The organism is Paenibacillus sp. FSL R10-2778, assembly GCF_038593035.1.
GTDB classification, from domain to species: domain Bacteria; phylum Bacillota; class Bacilli; order Paenibacillales; family Paenibacillaceae; genus Paenibacillus_AQ; species Paenibacillus_AQ odorifer.
On the sequence record NZ_CP151956.1, the window covers coordinates 2232674 to 2255153 of the forward strand.

At 41.0% G+C, this 22480-nt stretch carries 20 protein-coding genes; 16 read left to right on the forward strand and 4 right to left on the reverse strand.

Translation table 11 applies throughout. From position 1 onward, the window contains the following. The first annotated feature begins 4 nt into the window (after window positions 1-4). Complete coding sequence (locus NST40_RS09720; RefSeq protein WP_076276408.1) at window positions 5-1210, forward strand: MFS transporter; 1206 nt, start codon at window positions 5-7, stop codon at window positions 1208-1210. 101 nt (window positions 1211-1311) lie between these two features. Here the strand turns inward: NST40_RS09720 and NST40_RS09725 are convergent, their stop codons facing one another. Further along, window positions 1312-1677 carry a VOC family protein gene (locus tag NST40_RS09725; protein ID WP_051491055.1) on the reverse strand — a complete coding sequence of 122 codons (366 nt, stop codon included), beginning with the start codon at window positions 1675-1677 and terminating at the stop codon, window positions 1312-1314. Window positions 1678-1885: 208 nt separating this feature from the next. On the opposite strand from NST40_RS09725, the gene NST40_RS09730 reads away from it, so the two are divergent. The 13 genes from NST40_RS09730 (at window position 1886) to NST40_RS09790 (ending at window position 17867) form a co-directional block, all read left to right on the forward strand. Then, complete coding sequence (locus NST40_RS09730; RefSeq protein WP_036679206.1) at window positions 1886-2668, forward strand: helix-turn-helix transcriptional regulator; 783 nt, start codon at window positions 1886-1888, stop codon at window positions 2666-2668. A gap of 209 nt (window positions 2669-2877) precedes the next feature. Next, window positions 2878-4659 (forward strand): histidine kinase, encoded by a 1782-nt coding sequence (locus tag NST40_RS09735; protein ID WP_342410625.1) that lies wholly within the window; start codon window positions 2878-2880, stop codon window positions 4657-4659. A gap of 5 nt (window positions 4660-4664) precedes the next feature. Then, window positions 4665-5861: a helix-turn-helix domain-containing protein gene (locus tag NST40_RS09740; protein ID WP_076219905.1), complete on the forward strand. Its 1197-nt coding sequence runs from the start codon at window positions 4665-4667 to the stop codon at window positions 5859-5861. A 29-nt stretch (window positions 5862-5890) separates the two neighbouring features. Continuing rightward, window positions 5891-7168, forward strand: coding sequence for an ABC transporter substrate-binding protein (locus NST40_RS09745; protein ID WP_342410626.1), 1278 nt, complete (start codon window positions 5891-5893; stop codon window positions 7166-7168). Window positions 7169-7306: 138 nt separating this feature from the next. Continuing rightward, entirely contained in the window at window positions 7307-8791 is a 1485-nt protein-coding gene (locus tag NST40_RS09750; RefSeq protein ID WP_076219908.1) for a glycoside hydrolase family 68 protein, read from the forward strand. A gap of 103 nt (window positions 8792-8894) precedes the next feature. Continuing rightward, window positions 8895-10436, forward strand: coding sequence for a glycoside hydrolase family 32 protein (locus NST40_RS09755; protein WP_342410893.1), 1542 nt, complete (start codon window positions 8895-8897; stop codon window positions 10434-10436). A 199-nt stretch (window positions 10437-10635) separates the two neighbouring features. Continuing rightward, window positions 10636-12717, forward strand: a complete 2082-nt coding sequence (locus NST40_RS09760; protein ID WP_342410627.1) for a prolyl oligopeptidase family serine peptidase — start codon at window positions 10636-10638, stop codon at window positions 12715-12717. A gap of 66 nt (window positions 12718-12783) precedes the next feature. Then, window positions 12784-13362 carry a TetR/AcrR family transcriptional regulator gene (locus NST40_RS09765; protein WP_076184298.1) on the forward strand — a complete coding sequence of 193 codons (579 nt, stop codon included), beginning with the start codon at window positions 12784-12786 and terminating at the stop codon, window positions 13360-13362. 90 nt (window positions 13363-13452) lie between these two features. Beyond that, window positions 13453-13914 (forward strand): FMN-binding protein, encoded by a 462-nt coding sequence (locus tag NST40_RS09770; RefSeq protein WP_342410628.1) that lies wholly within the window; start codon window positions 13453-13455, stop codon window positions 13912-13914. 21 nt (window positions 13915-13935) lie between these two features. After that, window positions 13936-14457, forward strand: a complete 522-nt coding sequence (locus tag NST40_RS09775; RefSeq protein WP_342410629.1) for a hypothetical protein — start codon at window positions 13936-13938, stop codon at window positions 14455-14457. Between the two features lie 143 nt (window positions 14458-14600). Then, on the forward strand, window positions 14601-15245 hold the full coding sequence (locus NST40_RS09780; protein WP_076107537.1) for a hypothetical protein: 645 nt from the start codon (window positions 14601-14603) through the stop codon (window positions 15243-15245). Window positions 15246-15752: 507 nt separating this feature from the next. After that, window positions 15753-16451 (forward strand): hypothetical protein, encoded by a 699-nt coding sequence (locus NST40_RS09785; protein ID WP_076219168.1) that lies wholly within the window; start codon window positions 15753-15755, stop codon window positions 16449-16451. A gap of 177 nt (window positions 16452-16628) precedes the next feature. Then, the gene (locus NST40_RS09790; RefSeq protein ID WP_036679228.1) at window positions 16629-17867 is read left to right on the forward strand and encodes an RICIN domain-containing protein; all 1239 of its coding nucleotides are present in this window, start codon (window positions 16629-16631) and stop codon (window positions 17865-17867) included. Window positions 17868-17884: 17 nt separating this feature from the next. On the opposite strand, the gene NST40_RS09795 is transcribed toward NST40_RS09790, so the two are convergent. Further along, on the reverse strand, window positions 17885-18838 hold the full coding sequence (locus NST40_RS09795; protein ID WP_076124952.1) for a glycosyltransferase family 8 protein: 954 nt from the start codon (window positions 18836-18838) through the stop codon (window positions 17885-17887). Between the two features lie 165 nt (window positions 18839-19003). Then, entirely contained in the window at window positions 19004-19939 is a 936-nt protein-coding gene (gene coaA, locus NST40_RS09800) for a type I pantothenate kinase (protein ID WP_076124954.1), read from the reverse strand. A 180-nt stretch (window positions 19940-20119) separates the two neighbouring features. Here coaA and NST40_RS09805 point away from each other — a divergent pair, with 180 nt between their 5' ends. Beyond that, the gene (locus tag NST40_RS09805; RefSeq protein WP_342410630.1) at window positions 20120-21211 is read left to right on the forward strand and encodes a hypothetical protein; all 1092 of its coding nucleotides are present in this window, start codon (window positions 20120-20122) and stop codon (window positions 21209-21211) included. A 60-nt stretch (window positions 21212-21271) separates the two neighbouring features. Continuing rightward, a complete protein-coding gene (locus NST40_RS09810) occupies window positions 21272-21922 on the forward strand; it encodes a suppressor of fused domain protein (protein ID WP_076184305.1) in 651 nt (216 codons plus the stop codon). Window positions 21923-21953: 31 nt separating this feature from the next. Here the strand turns inward: NST40_RS09810 and NST40_RS09815 are convergent, their stop codons facing one another. Further along, complete coding sequence (locus tag NST40_RS09815; protein WP_076191215.1) at window positions 21954-22334, reverse strand: VOC family protein; 381 nt, start codon at window positions 22332-22334, stop codon at window positions 21954-21956. Window positions 22335-22480 lie beyond the last annotated feature (146 nt).

A 22480-nucleotide genomic window follows, 5' to 3' on the forward strand; every position in this document is an offset into this window, starting at 1 on the left:
TCACATGCAAAAAGAACAAGCGGCGAAAGAGAACCACATTTCAAGTTGGATGATGTTTATGTTAGCAGCGGCATGCGGGCTTATCGTGGCCAATCTTTATTATGCTCAAACCCTTGTCGGACCTATCAGTGTCTCGACAGGACTTTCTTCTACAGCCGCAGGCTTGATCGTCACTTTAACTCAAATCGGTTATGTTGTAGGTTTGTTATTTATCGTGCCGCTGAGTGACATTGTTGAGAATCGGCGTCTCACGATAATCACGTTAATGGTTGCAGTCGGTGCATTGCTGGTTGCAGCCTTCGCAGCTAATGCGCCTTTGTTCCTGACAGCATCTTTGTTTATAGGAACCGGTTCTGTGGTAGCTCAAATCCTGGTGCCTTATGCCACCTATTTAGCGTCTGAAGAGCAGCGTGGGCGTGTGGTTGGTAATGTTATGAGTGGACTTTTACTTGGTATTATGTTTGCCCGGCCCGTGGCAAGCTTTATCACCAGCATCTGGGGATGGAAAGCCGTGTTTATTTTTTCAGCGGTCGTTATCACGTTGTTAGCCATTCTTCTGTCGCGATTTCTTCCTGAACGTAAACCTGCACCTTCGGTAAGCTATAGTAAATTAATTGTCTCTTTAGGCACCCTTTTAAAACAAACGCCTATATTGCGCCGACGTGCCTTATATCAAGCTTGTTTATTTGGAGCTTTTAGTCTCTTTTGGACGGTGGTTCCGTTGCGGTTGGCGGATGATTTTGGAATGTCGCAGCAAGGGATCGCATGGTTTGCTTTAGTAGGTGTTGGTGGGGCTGTAGCCGCGCCGATTGCTGGAAGACTGGCAGATAAAGGTTGGAGTAAATGGTTAACCGGGCTGGCCATGATCATTGCCACCTTGTCTTTTTTACTAATTCATCTTTTCCATAGCCACTCAACTTTTGCTCTCATTCTGCTCTTTATTTCCGCGATTACATTGGATATGGCCGTATCCGGAAATCTTGTACTCGGACAGCGTGTGATTTATTCATTGGGAAGTGAAGCGAGGGGACGTCTTAATGGGATCTTTATGGCGATTTTCTTCGTGGGTGGAGCCGTTGGATCATCTTTGGGTAGTTGGGCTTATGCCTATGGGGGATGGACCTTCGCTTCACTCATCGGAGTGATCCTGCCGCTATTGGATTTGGTTTACTTTTTCACTGAAAAAAGATCAACTAAAACTGTTAAATAAAGCCTTGCTTTAAGAGTGGGGGTTAGGCTTACGGCAGAATAGACCGCTACCTTTGGTTAGGGCGGTCTATTTCTTTTTGAGGTAATAACGCTTGATAAACGTTAGTTATGCTCCGCTAACTGCACCTCAAACCCGTCCGGGTCCAGGATATAAAAGAACCGCAGGTGGGGATTGGGTGCGATTGGTCCGCGCGCTACTGGGATACCTTGGCTTTTTAAACTCTCCATCGCTTCATCAAGTGACTCCACTTCGAAACCCACAGAAACGCCACATTCCGGCTTCAAAGCCGGGTCACTTCCCTGAATAAGTTCGATCTTGGGTTGCCCTTCCAGACCTAACATGACGATCTGTTTTCCACTGCTCTCAAATCTACGCTCAATGGGTAGCCCCAGTATCCGGTTATAAAAATGAAGGGAAGCCTCCAGATCGCGGACCCGAAGCGTAATCCAATTCATACTCAATTTCATGGTTTTATAGTCTCCTCTGATGAATATTCTATTTCGTATATTATACGCTATCGTCTTGCCCGGAAACAGGGAGAATGGGAATCAAGAACGTTTAATGAGGATAAAAGCCCGTAAAATCAGCTTTGCAACCAGTGGTTGACAGTATGTAAGGGGAGATAGGTAGTCAATTACAGAACGTTATAATATGATGAGCATGAGGTGATGGCGAATGGACTTTGCAAATAAATTGCAAAGCTATAGGAAACAGAGAGGAATGTCCCAGGAGAACTTGGCCGAGGTGATTGGTGTTTCGCGGCAAGCCGTGTCTAAGTGGGAATCAGGTCAATCCTATCCCGAAATGGATAAGATGATTAGTTTAAGTGAATTATTTCACGTAAGTTTGGATCATCTGGTGAAGGATGCTTCAAGCGATACCAAAGCAGAGCATGTCGCAAGCCCCGTATATGTAGATCTGAATTCCTTATTTCATTATGAGTACAAAAGTAAGAGAACATGCTTTGGAATTCCTCTGGTTCATATCCATATCGGACGGGGGCTATACGTTGCCAAAGGGGTTATTGCCATAGGTAATGTTGCGATTGGTGCGGTATCCATTGGTATTGTTGCTTTGGGCGGATTATGTTTAGGTGCGCTTGCTTTAGGACTCATCAGTTTTGCAGGTCTGGCTCTAGGGCTTTTGTTAGCCGTTGGGGGCATTGCGGCGGGTACAATGGCCGTTGGTGGAATAGCATTGGGGATATTTGCTGTTGGAGGTTTAGCTGTAGGTATGTTCTCCTTGGGTGGTCTCTCTATCGCTTCCCATATTGCAATGGGTGGATATGCAAGCGGGCATATAGCTATAGGGGATACCGTAAAAGGTGCTTATACCTTTATTACTCAAGATAATAATTTCAACGATATCAAGGGGGAGGAGGTAAGAAAGTTAATTCAGCAAGAATATCCACATCTTTGGAAGCCCATTGTGCAGGGAATTATTTCAATCTTCAAATAGCTGATTAATTTGCGGAAATTTCTTTACGGTTGTTTCATATGGATATAATTTGGGTAATAAACGATTGGCGTTTGTCATATATTGATCCGGCAAAAATACTTGTTGCTCAGCAACAAGTATTTTGATTTTGTGTTGGATATTTGTGAAAATATAAAACCTGATATTAGATTTTTTGCTGAAAACCGAAATTTTTACAGAGGAGTATTTATTTGAAAAGCATTCATAAGCGCTTATTATTCTTGCTGCTTGTGTTTATAATTCTACCGTATTTTTTATCCGTGTTGTTGATCTATCGGCAGACGAAAGAGAATGTGGAACGACATGAACTTGAGAACAGCCAAGAGCAAATTCAGCAGGCGTCAGCCGATCTAGAGCAATATTTTGATGAAATCATTAATCTTCCATATATTTTATACCGAAATCCAGACTTATTCAGGGTGTTTGAAGAAGGGTTAGAAGAAGATTTTTATTACAAGCAGCTTGAAATTAATAAGGGTATGACTAACTTCTATCTCATGAGGAGTGAAATTCGTCAGATCCGTTTATTCATAAACGAAGGGAAAAGCTCATTTACAGTTTATAATGCCATGTTAAGTTCCCGTAAAAGGAATCCGGGTTTATTACAGCAAGCTTCCATTCAGAAGCTGATGAGCTCTAATAGCAATGATCTTATTGAAGCTCCGCATCCGATTGAGAACTATAACGACACCTCCATTATGCCTCCTTCGGATAAAACGATGGTCTTGACGGTTCATCACAAAATTGTGGATGTCCTAACACAGGAATTTCTGGGCGTCATCACTATAGATATTGATTTGGACAAGATTGCTCATATCGCTAATCATTTTCTACAGAAAAATAAAGAGAGCGTATGGCTTTCCGATGCGGAAAATCATGTCATTTACGCAAGTGATGAAACATGGATAGGCAAAACCGTTCCCGATGAACTGCAAAGGAAAATAAGTCCAGCACAGGCAGCTGCTAAATCTCCAGAAGGAGATATTGTGTTTACTAGAACATTGCAGGAACCTATAAAAGAGTGGCATTTTGCTAAGGTAACCCCGAGCTCTTTTTTATTTGAAGATGTAAGGAAAACCGCCTATACAAACATCATTGTAGGTGTGGTTGTAGGTGGACTGGGCTTGATTATGATAACAATCATTTCATATGGATTTACACGGCCGATAAAACTGCTTAGTCAAAAAGTCCAGCGTATCGAGGGGAGGAATATGAATGCCCCATTCGACGATATGCGGGAGGACGAAATCGGTATTCTAGAAAGACATATCAAGGAGATGATGAATCGGATCAACCGTCACATTGACCGGGAGTATAAGCTTGAGATTGAGAACAGGAAAAATCAGCATAGGGCGCTAAAGTCGCAGATCAATCCGCACTTTTTATTTAATTCTTTACAATCTATTGCTGCTGTTGCCCTACTCTCTGAATCTCCAAAAGTATATCAACTGATTACCTCTTTATCCAAAATGATGCGGTACTCGATTCGTGTGGATCAGAAGGCGACGGTTCAAAGCGAAGTGGATTATGTACAGGCTTATTTGAATCTTCAAGCGGAACGTTTTCAGACTGATTTTAGCTATTCCATTGATGTACCTAAAGATATTCTTGATATTCCGGTTCCTAGTATGATCTTGCAGCCGCTCGTTGAGAACATTTTTAAGCACTGTTATGACGAGGGCTATGAACAAGCTTACATCCATATTTATGGTGAAATACAAGGTGAATATTTGAATCTAGTCGTAGAAAATAACGGAAACAGCGTGACGGATGATGAACTTGAGGCATTAAAAAATAATCTCTACACACCGGTTAACGAAGGCAATCCTTCATTTGCACATATCGGGTTAAAAAACATTCATGATCGCTTGGTTCTTCATTTCGATCAGACAGCGGGAATCAAACTAGATTCGATGCAGGGACAAGGGTTCACTGTACGGCTAGTAATTCCACTCTACCTAAAGGAGAAGTAACGTTTATGAAAGCTCTTATTGTAGATGATGAGTCTAATGTTAGAAAAATCATCCGTTTTTTGGGACGGTGGGAACAATACGGGATTACCGAAGTGCTGGAAGCCAGAAATGGTCTCGAGGCTAAGGCGTTGATTGAGCAGAAATCTCCAGAAATCATAATGACAGATGTCAAAATGCCCAAAAATAGCGGGATGGAGTTAATCGAGTGGTTGGCTGCTAAAGACTATCCGGGAAAAGTGATTATGATTTCAGGGTTTGACGATTATTGTTTCATGCGTAAAGCGTTTAAGCTGGGATGCTTTGATTATTTGATGAAGCCAATTGAAGAGGAAATGCTGAATGAAACTTTAGAAGGGGCGTTGAGAGCCTGGGAACAAGAAGAGGGAGAACGTCGCAATATGGAGTCCGGATTTTATGAAGAGGTAAAAATGTTTCGCTTAAACAGGGAGATTACTGCTGCTTGTAACGGTGAAGCTTTTGATGCAGGCGAAATTGCCTCGGCTCTCCCACAGGCAGAAGTATACGACTTCACCATGATGTATTTTTACCAATCTCATTATTCGGAGCCATACATTCAGCTTTTGACCGAAGAACTGGCTACACGGGAGTGGGGAAATGCATTTACGCTTCAAAATGATCCTAATGTCTGTGTGATTCTGTCCCTTCATGGACAGTTTTTCCCGATAGAGGAATGGATTACCCAGCATTTTGATATACCTGTTCGTTTGGTTAGTGGTCCCTCCATCCAATCGCTCGCAGAGATATCGTTATCTTTTCAATCTGTACAAAGGTCTATGGCTGAACAAAATTTTAGAGCAATCCATCGTTTGGCGGATTTAGATGATGTTAGGCGTATGAATGATATTGTCGCATTTGTTGATGAGCATTATATGGAAGAGCTAAGTTTGGACAAATTATCCACCCGTTTTTTTCTGAGCCGAGAACATATCTCGCGGAGATTTAAGCAAGAAGTAGGGATGACTCTTACTAATTACGTCATTCATTTACGAATAAATCAAGCGAAACAGTGGTTACTAGAATCGGATGAAAAGATGTACTCGATTGCCTTAAAGCTAGGGTATCAAGATGAGATTTATTTCTCTAAGCTGTTCAAAAAAAACGTCGGTATGACGCCTGCTGAATATCGTAATTCACAGGGAGCAAGAGAAATAGACGCGGAAGTCAGGATAGCCAATACATAAGTTCATTGTTGAATGCATCTGGGGGAATTATGAAAATAAAAAGGGTTCAAATGATTATCGTGGGGTTGATTACGCTAACGCTTTCTTCATGTGGTGCGCATACACGTCCACTGAAGGAAGCGGATTTGAAGGTAGCGGATAAGGCAGTCACTTTGGAGGTACTGAATCCTAAAGTGGAAATCTCTATAGAATTCGAGCAGATGGTTAAGGAATATGAAAAGGAAAACCCGAATATTAACGTAGAAATTCTAACCTTTGGCGGGGGAGCTAACTACCTTGATGAGCTAAAGGCGAGGTTTGCGGCCAATGTTGGTCCGGATATTTTTCCAAATGGCGGTTATGAAGAAGCGAAGGCATGGAGTAGATATCTTGAGGATTTATCAGATCAACCTTGGGTGGAACAGGCTTATGACGAGGCGCTAGAACCGATGAAGATGGACGGGAAAATATACGGGATGCCGATCAATTTTGAAGGCTACGGTTTTATTTATAATAAGGATTTATTCGCAAAGGCTGGGATTACTCCTCTCCCAACAACGTTTACGGAATTAAAAGAGGCGGCGAAAAAGCTGAAGGCTATAGGTGTGACTCCTTTTTCTGTTGGGTATTCCGATCATTGGTTTTTTGTACTCCTGTTGAATATTGCTATTGCACAACAGGAGGACCCGGATGCTTTTATTCAAGGGTTAAACAACGGAACACAATCTTTTCGAGAGAATAAGGAAGTGAAAGATGTCATTCGGATGCTGGATTTGACCGTACAATATGGTAACGAAAATTTTTTGACAACAGATTATAATTCGGAAGTTGAGTTATTTGCAACAGGGAGAACGGCGATTCTAAAACAAGGGAATTGGGTTCAGTCTAAAATTGACCAAATATCGCCGAATATGAATATCGGTTTTTTACCCATGCCTATTAATGATAGTGCCGAAAACAATGCGTTGCCAGTAGGGGTATCTAATAATTGGGCTGTTAATAAAGAATCTTCGCCAGAAAAGAAGAAGGAAGCCAAAAAGTTTTTGAACTGGATGCTTTCCTCGGAAACAGGGAAAAAGTTCATGAAGGATCGCTTTCATTTTATTTCAGCTTTTAAAAATATAGAGACGGACCGTTCGGGAGCGCTTGTAAAAGATCTTATGCGATACGTCGATGAACAGAAAACTTTATCTTGGAATTGGTTCAAATTCCCTCCCAGAGCAAGAGAGGAGTTTGGCTATCTTATGCAAGCTTATGTAGGAGAGCAAATTAATCGGGATCAATTGCTTCAAGAGCTTCAAAAATCGTGGGATACCCATGTGAAGTAATAAAACCAAATCAATATAACCCTGTAAATGCATCAATTTACGACATACTCATAACGTCTACTCTTCATTAGAATTTAAAAGGGGAACAGCACAAAGGAAGATCGAAACCCAAATTTAAAGTATAAGAGGAGTTAGATGATGAATTTCAAGAAAATGATTAAACAAACAACAATCCTAACCTTTACAGCTGCTTTAATGTTAGGTGGAGCTACTCAAACCTTTGCGAAAGGAAATAACAAGCCGAACAAGCCGGAGTACAATGACTATGGTTTCTCTCATATCACTCGCGCTGACATGTTAAAATTACCCAAACAACAAAATAGTAAACAATTCCAAGTCCCAAAATTTGATGCTTCAACGATTGAGAACATTCCTGCAGCCATTAAGTTCGATGAGAATGGAAACAAAATTGAAATGGATGTTTGGGATACTTGGCCGCTGCAAAATGCAGATGGAACTGTAGCCAGTTATAAGGGGTATCAAATTGTTTTTGGTCTGGCGGGCGACCCTAATAATGGATCAGACACATTTATTTATTTGTTCTATAAGAAAGAAGGAGACAACTCTATCAGCAGCTGGAAGAATGCCGGCAGAGTGTTTAAGGATAGTGACAAACTTGTTCCTGATGATTATGTTTTAAACAATCAAGCCGAAGAATGGTCCGGTTCAGCAACCATGACATCTGATGGCAAAGTTCGCTTGTTTTACACTAATCGTCATCCTTGGGATCCAGATCGCGGATTTTACGGGAAACAAACTTTAACTACAGCTCAAATTAATGTCTCTGCCCCGGATGGGGATACCCTTAAGATTGATGGCGTAGAAGATATGAAATCCATCTATGACGGTAATCAAGGTGAAATTTATCAAAGTGTTGATATCACCGGTTTTAGCAAAGGCGATTACGACGATAATCATACCTTAAGAGATCCTCACTATGTGGAGGATAAAGGCCACAAGTATCTTGTATTTGAAGCAAATACAGGGACAACTACGGGTTACCAGGGTGAAGACTCTCTCTTTAACAAAGCTTATTATGGTAATAGCAATGCCTTCTTCCAAGCGGAGAAAAAGAAATTACTAAGCAGTGCTGACAAAACATCTGCGGAAACCGCGAATGGTGCGCTCGGTATCATTGAATTAAATAATGATTATACATTCAAAAAAGAAATGAAGCCGCTACTTGCCTCCAACACCGTGACAGATGAAATTGAACGTGCGAACATATTTAAATTGAATGGCAAGTGGTATCTGTTCACAAGCTCAAGAGGTTCTAAAATGTTCATTGATGGCATTGATGATGAAGACATCTATATGCTCGGGTACGTATCTAATTCTTTAACCGGACCGTATAAACCATTAAATGGTACAGGACTTGTCCTCCATCAAGATCTTAATCCTTATGATATTACCTGGACTTATGCTCACTTTGCGATTCCGCAAGCGAAAGGTAATAATGTAGTCATCACAAGTTACATGACGAATAGAGGTTACTTTGGGGATCATCATTCCACTTTTGCCCCAAGCTTTGTGCTGAATATTAAAGGCTCCAAGACTTCAGTTGTACCGAACAGCATTTTGGAACAAGGGCAATTGACGCTTAAAGGTAACAAACCGTATTAATCATTTACAAAGTAAATGCCAATGTAGTTGGCGTTTACTTTTCTTTTTATAAGCTGAGATTAGCAATGTGAAAAAAGCGAGGTATATTTTGAATAAGAAAAAAATGATAGGAATCACTATATTAATCCTTTGTTTAATTTGTTTTGTGACGATAGTATTAGTAACTTATGACGCTGGAGAGAAGAAGAAGCCGGGGACCGACGTTCCTGATCATAAACCTACCACTCGGGCTAGCTATCATTTCACTGTACCTGAGCATTGGAAAAACGATCCGCAAAAACCCATTTATTTTGATGGTAAATATCATTACTATTATCTCTATAATGCTGATTACCCGGATGGAAATGGTACAGAATGGAGACATGCCACATCAACGGATTTGGTGAGCTGGGCAGATGAAGGCGTTGCGATTCCAAAATATACAACACCCAATGGTGATCCCTGGTCAGGATCTGTTGTTGTTGACGAGAGCAATACAGCAGGTTTTGGCGAAGGGGCTATTGTGGCGATTTTAACACAGCCCTCTGCAGAGGCGGGGAAGCAAGAACAATATTTATGGTTCAGTACGGATCGTGGGCTGACGTTTAAATCTTATAGTGATGATCCTATTTTGCCAAATCCGGGCACAGAAGATTTCAGAGACCCGAAGGTAATATGGGATCAACATTCTCATAAATGGGTGATGACGCTAGCCGAAGGTACGAAAGTGGGCTTTTACGAGTCTGACAATTTAAAAGATTGGCACTACACAAGCGGCTTCGAAACAGAAAATATCGGAATTGTAGAGTGTCCTGACTTCTATATGATGCGGGCGAATGATGGCACTTATAAATGGGTTCTTGGGGTCAGTGCAAATGGTAAGTCGATAGGTAAACCTAACACGTATGCCTACTGGACTGGAGATTTTAATGAGAATGAATTTATCGCGGATCATCATGAACCACAGTGGCTAGATTATGGATTTGATTGGTATGGTGCTGTGACTTTTGAAGAGGGAAAGGACAAGGATCAATACAATCATCGATATGCTTTGGCCTGGATGAATAATTGGGATTACCCTCATGTTACCCCCAATCTTAACGAAGGTTTTAACGGAATGGATTCAATCGTACGTCAAATAAATTTAACACGAGATGAAGAGCAGTCGTATCAGTTAGTATCACAGCCCATCGAAGCATTAGATCAAATGGTAACTTCAACGGATTCCTTGCAACAAATAAAAGTGAACGGCTCGTCAACACTTGATATCACAGGCGAAAATTACCAGCTCGATGCAGATCTATCTTGGTCAGAGATTACCAATGTAGGCTTAAGACTTCGTGAATCCGCAGATAAGACGCGCCACGTGGACGTAGGAGTGTTTGTTGAAGGACAATATTCTTATGTTAACCGAGCCTTCACTGGACAACCTGATGAGAGTGACAGATATCTTGAAAGCAAGGCCCCCTTTGATGTGAACAAGAAAAAAGTGCATCTGAAGATCCTTGTGGATAGAACAAGTATTGAAGTTTTTATAGATGATGGTGAAATTGTATTATCTAATGAAATCTTCCCGGAAATAAATGATCAAGGCATTACCTTGTTTTCTGAAGGTGGCACCGCGATTTTTAATAATGTTGTAATTAAGCATTTTGGCAAAGATTAGACAGAATTTTTCTAATTCTTGCGCAATAAGAGGGCACTCCAACCTATGGATGTCCTCTTTTTTTATTATAAATTCGTATTATTAAACCTAATTCACGAAGGAATACATAATTGTTAAACGCTATCTTGAATTCTAGAATGATGTTATTGGCATTACGTTACTTTTCTTGGTTTCAAAATCATTCTGGGAGGTTGTCCTAATGAAGCGAAGGCCTATTTATGTTGTTCTTATTCTGTTTATTGTATTAGGTTCATGGTTGCTGCTGAATCACCGGGAAAATAACAGCGCCTCGGAGAAGCAAGTGCAGGAAGTGCTGCCTACGAGTATTGTTGATACTAACACAACAATGGCTAACGTTACTGTAAATAACAGAGAAACTCCGGTGCAGTACTTGGATCCCGCATATAAAGTTACAGTGAAACACGATATTTTGTATGCAAGTAAGAAAAACGAGACGGATGCTGAAGAACCGCTGAAGCTCGATTTGTACCAGCCCATTGGAGACGATACCAATCAGAGGCCAGTATTTATTTTTATTCATGGCGGAGGTTATACCGGAGGGGATAAGTCTGATGCAGCAGATTTTTCCGAAGGCCTGGCGAAACGGGGGTATGCTGTTCTCACTATTGATTATAGGCTAAAAAAAGATCCGTTTTTCAATTTTACTCGCACACTTAATGATGCTAATGAGGATATAAATGATGTGATCAAATGGATTAATCAGCATGCGGAGACTTATGGATTGAACAAGGAAAGTATAGTTATTGGCGGAGATTCAGCAGGAGGTCATCTGGCCATGAACTTTGTGAATCTATCCTTAGCAAAAGATCCCTCCCTGGTTAAGTCTGTATTTTCTATTATAGATATTTATGGTGGTGAACTGACAAGAAGTGCTGACAACAAGCTGCCGCCTGTCCTAATTATTCATGGAACGATAGATAAAATGGTGCCGTACCAGCATAGTGTTGACCTAGCCGCTCAATTGAAAGAGAAAGGTATTTACCATAATCTGCTCACGATGGAGGGAGTCGGACATGATTATAAAAATGAAAAATACATCGATGAAATTATGGAGACGACAGCACATTTTCTGTGGAATGTCATGAACAGTTCGGACCTTGCGAGTCTTCCGGAAAATTCGGGGATCACGGTTGCTTCTGGTTCTGCTTTTGATATTAAGCTGCCTGAAGCTTATCGCAGCGCATCGAAGGAGCCGCTTAATATCGATTTGCCAGAGGGATGGCTGCTTAATGGAGAAGAAGAAGGTTCGCTGCGGATACAGGTTCCGGAAAGCTTGGTGCGCGGAAACGATTCGCTGTTCGTCTCTCGGGGTGCAGATCCTACAGCGGCATCAAGCTTCACTATGAATATCAACGTAATCGACCCGCTGGCAGTGTATTACGAGACCTTTTATGAGGAGTCTGCCAAAGAGATAAAAACCCATATGGATGTTACTAATCAATCTACAAGCAATTTCAGCGGTTCAGTGGAAGCTGATTATGAGACGGGACGATCTACCCGAGGTACTTATGCTTCGACTGTGGAAAATCTGGAGCCGGGTAAGAGCGTTCGTCTTGAGATTCCTGAGCTGGCAAGAGGCCAGCGGTCGCTTAAAGTTTTTAATGATATAGGTACCTTATTGCAATCGACAGTTGATTCTTCTAACGTGCTTCTGTTGCCGAAACTCAGTCCGCCTGTCCAAATCGATGGCAACTTGTCGGACTGGGGGAATCAAGCTCCCTTTGATGTGAAGGATGTCAAAATCATGGGCTGGCAAGGAGAGCAGGATCTCAGCGTCAAGGGTTCCTTAGCATGGGATGCCGACAATCTTTACCTTGGGGTAGAAGTTATCGATGATTATCACGCACAGTCAGCATCAGGAGATGCCATCTGGAGTGGGGATAGCATCCAGATTGGAATTGGCATTGCTAACGGGGATGGAACGGTGCATTCTGAGTACCATGAACTCGGTGTGGCTCGCGGAGATACGGGCGAATTACTCAAATGGTGCTGGTTGGCACCAAAGGGGTTTAATTTGGGTGATGCTATAGAATTACAGTATGCCGTGGAACGTAAAGATTCAAAAACCAGTTACGAACTAGCCATTCCCTGGCGTGAACTAAAATCCGACGATGTACAGGTGAAGCCAGGAATGAAGCTGAAATTTTCGTTATTGGTCAATGACAATGATGGTGAGGGGCGTAAGGGCTGGGTGGAATATAACAGCGGCATTGGTTCGGCTAAGGATGTTGATGCTTTTGGTGATCTATTTGTGCATTGACATATTCTGCTGTTAACACTATGATATGAATGAAAAAATAATTATTCATTCACGGAGAGACGAAAAGTGGAAGACAAAAAAACAAAGATATACCAATGTGCGAAAGAGCTATTTAGCAATAAAGGCTTTAAAGACACGAATGTTTCTGGCATTACCACAATGGCTGGAATAGCTGTAGGAAGTTTTTACAACTATTATCCCTCTAAGGAAAAGCTTTTTATGGATATTTTTTTAGAGGAAAACGAAAAGCTCAAAAAAAGCTGTATGCAATCGCTGGATATGAGCCAAAGCCCATTAGCACTAATACGGCAGATGATGGTGCTTAATTTGGAAGGTATGATAGCCAACCCCATTCTTAAGGAATGGTATAACAAAAGTGTTTTCGCAAAAATCGAACAGTTGTACCGGGAAGAAACCAACATTCAGGTAAACGACTTCTTGTATGATAGCTTCCATGAAATCATTAAGCAGTGGCAAGCCGATGGTAAAATGCGCAGCGATATGGATAGTAAAATGATTATGATGATCTTCGGCGCAATGATTAATGTGGAAACCCACAAGGAAGAAATCGGGCTGGAGTATTTTCCACAACTTTTGGACAATATGCTGGAACTAATTATGAAGGGTTTGACAGACTGCCCCTAATACACTTATGGTGCAGTTTTTTTTTTAGTGAAATGAATGAATTATTAAATATTCATTCAAATTTTAAAGCAAAAGGAAGGAGGCAAGCAGGTGAGTAAGAGAAGAGGAAAAAAGCGAAAATTCAATAAATGGATTATTGTTCTCAGCATTCTATGCGGGATTACAGTCATAGGTTGGATAGGTGGTATTCTCTTATCTGCTCCGGGAAGGCATGAAGTTCAGCAGCTTACTATCAACGCCATAAATATACAGAAACTGCGGGAGGGCAGCTATGTGGGGGAATACATTGGCATCAAAGATCATTCCAGAGATACCAAGGTGAAGGCCACAATATCTGCTGGACGGCTGTCAGATATCAAAATACTCAAAGGTGCCTTGGACAAAACAGGGAACCCTGCTGAACTGAAGGGTGGGCTAAGCATTGGTGATTTGTTTGGTCATGTGATTGAATCGCAGTCTCTTCAGGTGGACGTTATCAGCGGGGCAACGCTTACCTCTAAAACACATCTTAAGGCACTCGAAAATGCCCTACTGCAGGCGGAGACGAAATAATTCATTTTAAGGAGAATTTATATGAACATTGCAGTCATTTCGTATTCATTCACAGGTAATAATGAAGCATTAGCAAGGAGTGTGGCGAAAGCGTTGTCGGCTGAATATATACGAATCTCGGAAGCTAAACCCCGAACACTCGGTAGGATTACCTTTGATATGATTTTTGACAGGATACCGTTGGTTCAACCGAAGCCTGAGCAATTAGGAAAATATGATATTATCCTATTTTTTGGACCGGTTTGGATGGGGAAAGTGGCCACACCGCTCCGTGCCTATTTAGAGTACTTGAAGAAAAATCCGCAAAAGTATGGTTACCTTTCAATCAATGGTGGAGCTGACGGTCCAAATCCGAAGGTGCCAGGGGAGCTTAGAAAAAGAACTGGAGCAGACCCTGTTGTATTCATCGAGCAGCATATCGCAGATCTGATATCAGCAGATCACAAGCCTGCACGTAAAGATACCTCAGCTTATAAGTTAAATGAGGGCGATATTAATCAATTAACTGGAAAAATAGTGAAGAAAGTAAGGGATATGATCTAGCTTTTAAGCTCCAGCGAGACGAACAGAGAAACGGCAAAGCTGCCGTTTTTTTGTTTTCTCTGCAATCTGGTAGAAATTGTTCTATTATAAAGTGTTCCTTCAATTCGCTAGATGGTATGATAGGTATGGGAGGGAATTATAAAATGAACAATGAGACGACTAATGAAAATGAAATAACAAATGAGAATGAGGAAGTAAATGATAATACAGAAATGTCTGAAGAGGATATGGCGCAGCTGCTAAAGGCTGTTCACCATAACGGCCTTGTAGCGTTGAGAGTACACTTTAAAGATGTTGAAGGACAAGTATTGAACATGGAAGCCTACGGCCCTGTTTTTGTTTTTCACGTGAAAACTGAATTAGATCAGGTGTATTCTTGCGGATTTTTTCTGCGCGAGTTAATTGCAAGATTCCAGTCGGGTAAGGATCCGGCAGCATGGATGGCCTCATTCTTCGTTGAGCTGATGAAAATTGAGGGAGGCAAAACACTTCCAAAACCACCAGCAAGTGAAGAAGAAGCAAAAGGGATCATTGATAATGTGTTAGTTCCGCTTTGTATTGAGGAAATTACCCAAGAATTTGCTCCAGAAAAAGTGCATGTCGGGCTAGCTTGGAACGAGAAATTGGGACCAGTCTTCGAGGCTGGATTTCCAGCGATCACCGATGGGAATAACGTATGCGCATTCCCGCTTCATCTGTTGCTGACTCATTTGCAATTGAACCGGGATCCATCCGAACTGCTTGTTCAAGGCATGTATAACATCCGCAAAGAACATGGATTGGAGTAAAACAGGCTCTGAGTCCTGACCATCCATAACCCAAAGAAACGGCAGAAATGCCGTTTCTTTTTCTTTTGACATTCAAAGAGTAGATCCTTGCTTGATGAATTCATTCATATCTACTTTGAGCTGATAGCTTTAAGCTGATAACCTGCTGCTTGAAGGTTTCGTTCACATCATCTACGGACTGTATAGCGCTTATCTTTGCTTTTTAGCTCCATTTACCGAACTCGCGGACCGTATAGCCCTTATTGTCTGTTTATTGCCTATAAAAGTAGGAGGATTAGCCAAATAGTTGCATCTCAGTCCGTTAACAGAAGAATTCTTTTGAAAATGAACCAATAACGTCTCCTCGGTCCGATAGGTCTTGGTGTTGCTGGATTATATAAAGAAACTGTAAATACTTTTCAGATAGTTTAGGATAAAATTTCATTTACGGAATACGTTTGCGGACCAAGCTATATGTACAGCACCACTATACTTTTTTAGAAAAATAAACGAAGGCGTGGTAACAAGATGAAATATCTAGTTTCAATACTACTAATTGCTGCAGTGATAGCATCTGGTTGTTCCAATTCCACTCCAATTCCTCATCCAACCTCTAATCAGGAAACTTCTCCTTCTCCTGATCCTTCAGATAACCGCAGAGAAGATACTGTGTTCCTCAACAAAAATATAGGTTGGAAAGCAGTCTATCCTTTTCAAGGAATGTCACGTGAAGATATGGAGCTTTATACAACTAGTGATGGGGGAGAGACTTGGAAGGAGATTGGGGATAGCTTACAAGCAGGAAGTACTCTTCCTAGCGGAGTGAAATCGGGACTTACTTTTGTTAACGAAAAAGAAGGCTGGATTACAACGAATGCGCCTTGGCAGGGAAAAGTTGGTTTATATAAAACAATGGATGGTGGAGTTACCTGGAGTGAACAGACAGTCACAGTGCCGGATGAGTTAGTAAACTCGCAAATCTATGCTTATCCTCCCCTCTTTCTTACGAAGGATCAAGGAATCTTAATTACTCGGCCCGCTGAAAATGAACATACATTGTTATATATAACGATAGACGGGGGACAACATTGGAAATCATTCCTTGACGATCAAGAGGACCAGTATGCTGGTATCGCATGGACGCTCTCAGAGAGTATGGCGACGGTAAAATACGCAGAGAAAACCTGGACATTAAGCATGCAGAACTATGGAAAATGGTCCCTTTAATCGAAATGTTGGCATATTGCGTTTAGAAAAGACGTACACATCAAATGAAGCGAGGCGTTAACCTGACTCTGGCTGTTATAGCTGTTTATGGGATAACGTTTTGTTTTATCCATTATTCGAAACCGGTTTCAAATGTGCGAGCGCGCCGCGCAATGAAATCAGTAGGAGGAAAAGACGATGTTACGAAAAGGAAAAATGTTAAGTCTATTTCTGCTGTTCACCCTCTTAATTGCTTGGGTACCTACAGGGAGTTCAAGCGCGGCATCAAGCTGGAATCTGGCATGGAGCGATGAATTTGATGGGAATTCTCTGAACACTAATAATTGGTCGGCGGAAATAGGTACGGGTAGCGGGGGTTGGGGAAACAATGAGCTTCAGTATTATACCAGTCGTCCGCAGAACCTGCAGGTAACGGGTGGGAATTTAGTGATTACTGCACAAAAGGAGTCGTACGGGGGGATGAATTATACCTCTGCACGGATCAAAACACAGGGACTCAAAAGCTTCACCTACGGAAAAATCGAAGCTAGAATCAAATTGCCTTCAGGACAGGGACTCTGGCCAGCATTTTGGATGCTTGGGGCGAATATTGATTCAGTGGGTTGGCCGAAATCTGGGGAAACGGACATTATGGAGCGTGTGAACAATAATGCTTTTGTTAACGGGACGGTACATTGGGATGCCAATGGGCATGCCGAGTACGGTCAGGTGTCTGGTAACCTCGATTTCTCACAGTACCATGTGTACAGCGTGGAATGGGATGCGAATTATATAAGATGGTTTGTAGACGGCAACCCATTTAATGCTTTTTATATTGAGAACGGAACCGGAAATACGGAGGAGTTCCAGAAACCTTTCTTCATCCTGCTAAACCTTGCCGTGGGTGGAAATTGGCCGGGAAGTCCAAATGCTTCAACTGCTTTCCCAGCTCAAATGCTGGTTGATTACGTACGTGTGTATCAGGCTGCGCCTACCTCAAGCATCGTTAGTGGTGGGATTTACACTTTAGCTGACAAGGCTAGTGGCAAGGTTCTGGACGTAGTGGATGTATCCACAGCAAGCGGGGCGAAAATGCAGCAATGGACCAATTACACTGCCAATAATCAGAAATTTAAAGTGGAGAGTACAGGCGACGGTTATTACAAGCTTACGGCAGTGCATAGTGGAAAAGTGTTGGATGTGCCGAACTCATCAACCGCGAGCGGTGTACAGCTGCAGCAATGGGATGACAATGGTACCAACGCTCAGCGATGGAGCATTATTGATGTTGGAGGGGGCTATTATAAGCTTATTTCAAAAGTGAGCGGATTAGCCATGGATGTATCCGGAGCATCAACAGCCGATGGTGCAGCAGTTCAGCAGTGGACGGATAACGGGAGTGATGCTCAGAAATGGTTTTTTACAAAAGTGAACTAAAGAAATGCCGCCCCATATCAAATGGGGCTTTTTCTAATCGGTCTAATCGGTCTAATTTGTTTTAAATCGGCTAAAAGAATAGGGGTTAAGTTCAACTGAACAATTTTTATTTTCTGCTTGTTTCTTTTTCGGGTGAGGTGTGGTTTTAAAGGGCTGCTTTTCCGTTTTCTTCGTCTGATTTTGGCTCTGGTGATTCTCCAAGGGGTTAGCTTTAGGAATTGCTGATATAGGGATGAACCCGCGGAATCTTTATTCCAGCATTTATCATCTCCGGCAAAATGGATGATTTTGTTAGTGAAATCATGGTCCGGAATGTTTGTGTTGAACGAATTAAAACGGATATCAAGGGGGAGGTAATTCCCACCAAAAACTGCATTCAGAACATCCTGATCTGGCATGGTGACATCAGGAAAGGTACGTAGGAAGGTTAGCATTTCTTCGTACCAGTTGGTATTCTGGCGGATATTATGCAAAGAAAATAAAATCACTCCGGAATTAAAATAAAGATCAGGATTTAATCCCTTAGCGCTCACAATATGAGCAACCTCTCTAATTCCCTGGTCCCAAATTGCGGCCAAATACTTGTCATTCAGTTCAACCTGCCATAATTCAGTAATGTCCATATTTACTAATACATCGCAGTCCAGATAGATGATTTTGTCCACGGGTATTAGTGCAGGAAGAAGCAATCGATACATACATGCCTGCGTCCATACATTAATGGAGTTAACATTGGCTAGCACCTGAGTTAGATCATCGGGCATAGTGATTGAATAAAAGCTAAGGGTATGATTATGTTTTGTAGTTAATGCGCTAAGCCTGCGCTTATTAGTTTCACTTAAAGAAACATCATGTAAAATATGAATATGAATTGGGGAACTCGTATGATGAAAAATTGACGCTAGAACGACTCCGGCATGTTCAGCATATTTCCCATCCTTATCTTGAAAAGCCAAGGCGATATCGATCATTTGATTTATCCTCTCTTCACGTTTGTGTACGAATGTACCACAGTATACGTTCGCCTTGATCAGAGGACAGAGACATTAAACCCAGAATATTCACCCAATTTGATGTGAACACCAAAAAACCAAGTGCTGAATCTCAGCAACTTGGTCGGCTAAGGACTTCAATCTTTATTTTCGCAGCTTAATTTGATCTACGTGATGATTGTTGTCCTTATGCATTATAAGATCCGCACGATTTCGAGTGGGCAGAATATTTTGCTGCAAATTAACGTAGTTTATTTCTTTCCAGATCCGCTTTGAGATTTCAATAGATTCCTCTAGAGACAGCTGTGCATATTTTTTGAAATAAGATTGTTCATCTTGGAAGGCAGTATCTCTGAGTTTAATAAACCGATCAATGTACCATGTCTCGATATCGTTCACATCGGCATCCACATAAATAGAAAAATCAAAGAAATCAGATACAAAATAGTTAGGCATATTATGATTATTTGTAATCGCAGTCTGAAGAACATTTAAGCCCTCAACAATTAGAATATCCGGATTCTCAATCGTAATATATTCATCTGGCACAATATCATAAGTTAAGTGAGAGTATACAGGGCTTTGGACCCGCGGCACCCCAGACTTCACATCCGTTAAAAAAGAAATTAAACTACGCGTGTCGTAGCTTTCAGGAAAGCCCTTTTTCGTCATTATACCGCGCTTTTCCAGCTCTGCGTTGGGATGTAGAAACCCATCAGTCGTAACTAAATCCACTTTTGGATGGGAAGGTAATTGTGAGAGGAGTTTTTGTAGGAGTCTGGCCGTAGTGCTTTTACCAACAGCGACACTTCCCGCGATACCTATGATAAATGGACCTTTTTTTAGATCATTGTTTAGAAAGTGATTTATAGACTCATTAAATTTATGAGCAGATAGAAGTTGCAGATTTAGTAAATTGGACAGAGGAAGATAGACTTCGTTAACATCCTCGCTGGAGATTTTTTCATTAATACTTTGGACTTCCATAAGTTCTTCTTCTGATAATTGGATAGCGGTGAAATCGCTTAGTTTTTTCCAATCCTCACGTAAATAAAGTGTATATGCTGAATTATTCACCATTAAATTTTCCACATCCCTGAAGTTTTTAGAGATTTCTTATGCACTTAGGTATTATAACCGTTCATACAGCTTCATTCCATTCATTGTAATCGACATTATTATGGACATTAAGGAGATTGCATTTCAGTAAATGGGAAAATCAATTAAAATATAGAATATTAGGAAAAATGGGGTGGGGCAATGGGAGTTTTTCGAAAGGTTGAATTATTGAAGGATTACACACGCACGGAAACGTTCCAAAAAGAGTCAGAGGGAAGGAAAATAGTTATAAGTATTTATTATCCGGATACAGAGGGTGTATTAAATAAAAACGCATCTGCAATGAAATATATGGAGCTTTTCGGGCCCTGTCAACAACAGGCGAGAGAGCTTCTACAAGATATTGGCATGAACATGGAAATCATAAATACATTATCTACCTCAATCAGCGATCGGACCTTTCAAAGCAAATCCAAACGCTCCTATCCAGTCATCATCTACTCACCTGCATTAGGTTTAGATAGAGATATGTATATTTATAATATAGAAGCGCTGGCCAAGCAAGGTTTCATAGTGGTAACGGTCAGTGCTGCGTACGAAGCTATGTTTACTGTTTGCCCTAGTGGAGAATTTATTAATCAATCCGAAGCTATGAGGCAAATAAAAGCTGCGGATTATACCGATTTACATAACTTAATTTCCATTCGAAAAAAAGATATTCAATACGTTCTGGATCACCTGTCCACGCTTAATTCTATGGATAAAGATGTGAAGGGCTTATTTGATATGAATAAGATTGGTATTATCGGCCATTCCATCGGCGGTGCTACTGCATTAGATTTAACTATGGAAGACGATAGAATTAAAGCTGCTATTTTATTAGATGCAAGCATGCACTTATATATTGAGAATGAAGAGAAGAACAATACTGTGCCGCTTCTTGTATTAAGGCAAAAGGCCTCCACCTTAGAATCCTTAAGTAATATATTACAGGAGAAACTGGCAAATGATTTCATCAAAGGACAAGAGGCGCTTTTTCAGAATTGGAACGGATATAAATCTTTTCTGAAAATACGAAAGGCTACACATATGTCATTTAGCGATCTGCCCCTTTATGAGGAAGGAGAGAATTTAAAACAAAGAACCAGTGAAATTCATACTTGCCTAAATGAGCTTATAAGTAAGTTCCTTTTGGAGCATCTTTTAGATCAGGGGCAAGGTTATTCGGCATTAATTAGTAGGGTTCATAAAGATTTTTGTGAGATCCATGGTAGTGGAGAAGAAATTCTGTGAATTAGCAATAAACTCTCCTTTGTTTATACCGATAAACATATATAAGGGGGGGAATTATGAATGCATTCTGCTCAGTCTAATGAGAAAATATGTAATCATATTGAAAAATACATAGGTGTTATTGATAATGTTTTTAAAGAAATTATTTCAGGTGTTCTGTCGATAGATATTCTAATTCTTGATCCGACGCCTGAGCGGAACTTCTATACTTTAATTACTTCTGGAATGAGCGAATTACCGATGACGGTGCCAGAAGGTGCAGAAGAATATCAATATGCTGAATTAATGATTTGTCTCCCTCCAACCTGGAAGCTGTCGGATGAGGCTTTTAAGGATGAACGGAATTATTGGCCGATTCGAGCCCTGAAAACAATGGCTAGGTTTCCGCATGAATATAATACATGGCTTTATATGGGGCATACGCTTGTGAACGGTAATCCCGCCCAGCCTTATAGTGAGGATACAGGATTTCAAGGGATGTTCGTTTGGGTTCCAGATGTAAAAGATAAAGCCGGTTTCTTTAATTTAGAAATGACCCATGAGAAAGTGGTGCACTTTTATACGTTAATTCCGCTCTATGGGGAGGAGTTAGATTATAAAATCAAGCATAGCGAGGAAGAGTTACTACACAAGTTAAATAAGATTGGGGTTACGGATGTTTTGGATCCTTCCCGTAAAAATAGTTGTAAGAAGTTATGGGGACTCTTTTAAATACAAGAAAAAACGGATGAGAGCCGTTTTTTTATTTTTTGATTCCAAAAGCAATCCAGCGACCATCCACATCTTCGATCACAAATTCCTTGTTATTATAATCGGTGTTTGATAAAGAACGAACAATATGAACACCGGCGGCTTCGAACTCCTTCTCCAACTCTTGTTGCTGCTTCGTAATAAAATAGGCATCGTATCCATAACCGTACAACTCTCGATTGGGAATGACCTTTTGTCCATGGGATTGCGTAAGGATAATCTCTGTATCGTCACGATACAAACAAAGATGTGGTTCTTGTGTATCTAAATAGGGTACAGCTTTAAAACCTAAGTACTGGCTGTAGAAGGCAGCGGTTTGCTCAATATTCAACGTAGGGAAAATACTATGTGATTGTAAGAGCTTTTTGTCCACGAGTGAGGTCATCCTTTCAAAGAAAAAATAGATATCCATATATTACCTTAAGATAGAAGTTTCAACAATACACGGAGTTTCCATTTAGCAGAAGATTATTCACGGTTGACATCATCGCTATTCTATAATAATATACATGCATGAGC

Excerpts from the sequence above, each read along its gene's own strand:
- NST40_RS09720 (WP_076276408.1), top strand. The coding sequence starts at position 5 with ATGCAAAAAGAACAAGCGGCGAAAGAGAACCACATTTCAAGTTGGATG.
- NST40_RS09725 (WP_051491055.1), bottom strand. The coding sequence starts at position 1,677 with ATGAAATTGAGTATGAATTGGATTACGCTTCGGGTCCGCGATCTGGAG.
- NST40_RS09730 (WP_036679206.1), top strand. The coding sequence starts at position 1,886 with ATGGACTTTGCAAATAAATTGCAAAGCTATAGGAAACAGAGAGGAATG.
- NST40_RS09740 (WP_076219905.1), top strand. The coding sequence starts at position 4,665 with ATGAAAGCTCTTATTGTAGATGATGAGTCTAATGTTAGAAAAATCATC.
- NST40_RS09745 (WP_342410626.1), top strand. The coding sequence starts at position 5,891 with ATGAAAATAAAAAGGGTTCAAATGATTATCGTGGGGTTGATTACGCTA.
- NST40_RS09750 (WP_076219908.1), top strand. The coding sequence starts at position 7,307 with ATGAATTTCAAGAAAATGATTAAACAAACAACAATCCTAACCTTTACA.
- NST40_RS09755 (WP_342410893.1), top strand. The coding sequence starts at position 8,895 with ATGATAGGAATCACTATATTAATCCTTTGTTTAATTTGTTTTGTGACG.
- NST40_RS09760 (WP_342410627.1), top strand. The coding sequence starts at position 10,636 with ATGAAGCGAAGGCCTATTTATGTTGTTCTTATTCTGTTTATTGTATTA.
- NST40_RS09775 (WP_342410629.1), top strand. The coding sequence starts at position 13,936 with ATGAACATTGCAGTCATTTCGTATTCATTCACAGGTAATAATGAAGCA.
- NST40_RS09780 (WP_076107537.1), top strand. The coding sequence starts at position 14,601 with ATGAACAATGAGACGACTAATGAAAATGAAATAACAAATGAGAATGAG.
- NST40_RS09785 (WP_076219168.1), top strand. The coding sequence starts at position 15,753 with ATGAAATATCTAGTTTCAATACTACTAATTGCTGCAGTGATAGCATCT.
- NST40_RS09790 (WP_036679228.1), top strand. The coding sequence starts at position 16,629 with ATGTTACGAAAAGGAAAAATGTTAAGTCTATTTCTGCTGTTCACCCTC.
- NST40_RS09795 (WP_076124952.1), bottom strand. The coding sequence starts at position 18,838 with ATGATCGATATCGCCTTGGCTTTTCAAGATAAGGATGGGAAATATGCT.
- coaA (WP_076124954.1), bottom strand. The coding sequence starts at position 19,939 with ATGGTGAATAATTCAGCATATACACTTTATTTACGTGAGGATTGGAAA.
- NST40_RS09805 (WP_342410630.1), top strand. The coding sequence starts at position 20,120 with ATGGGAGTTTTTCGAAAGGTTGAATTATTGAAGGATTACACACGCACG.
- NST40_RS09810 (WP_076184305.1), top strand. The coding sequence starts at position 21,272 with ATGCATTCTGCTCAGTCTAATGAGAAAATATGTAATCATATTGAAAAA.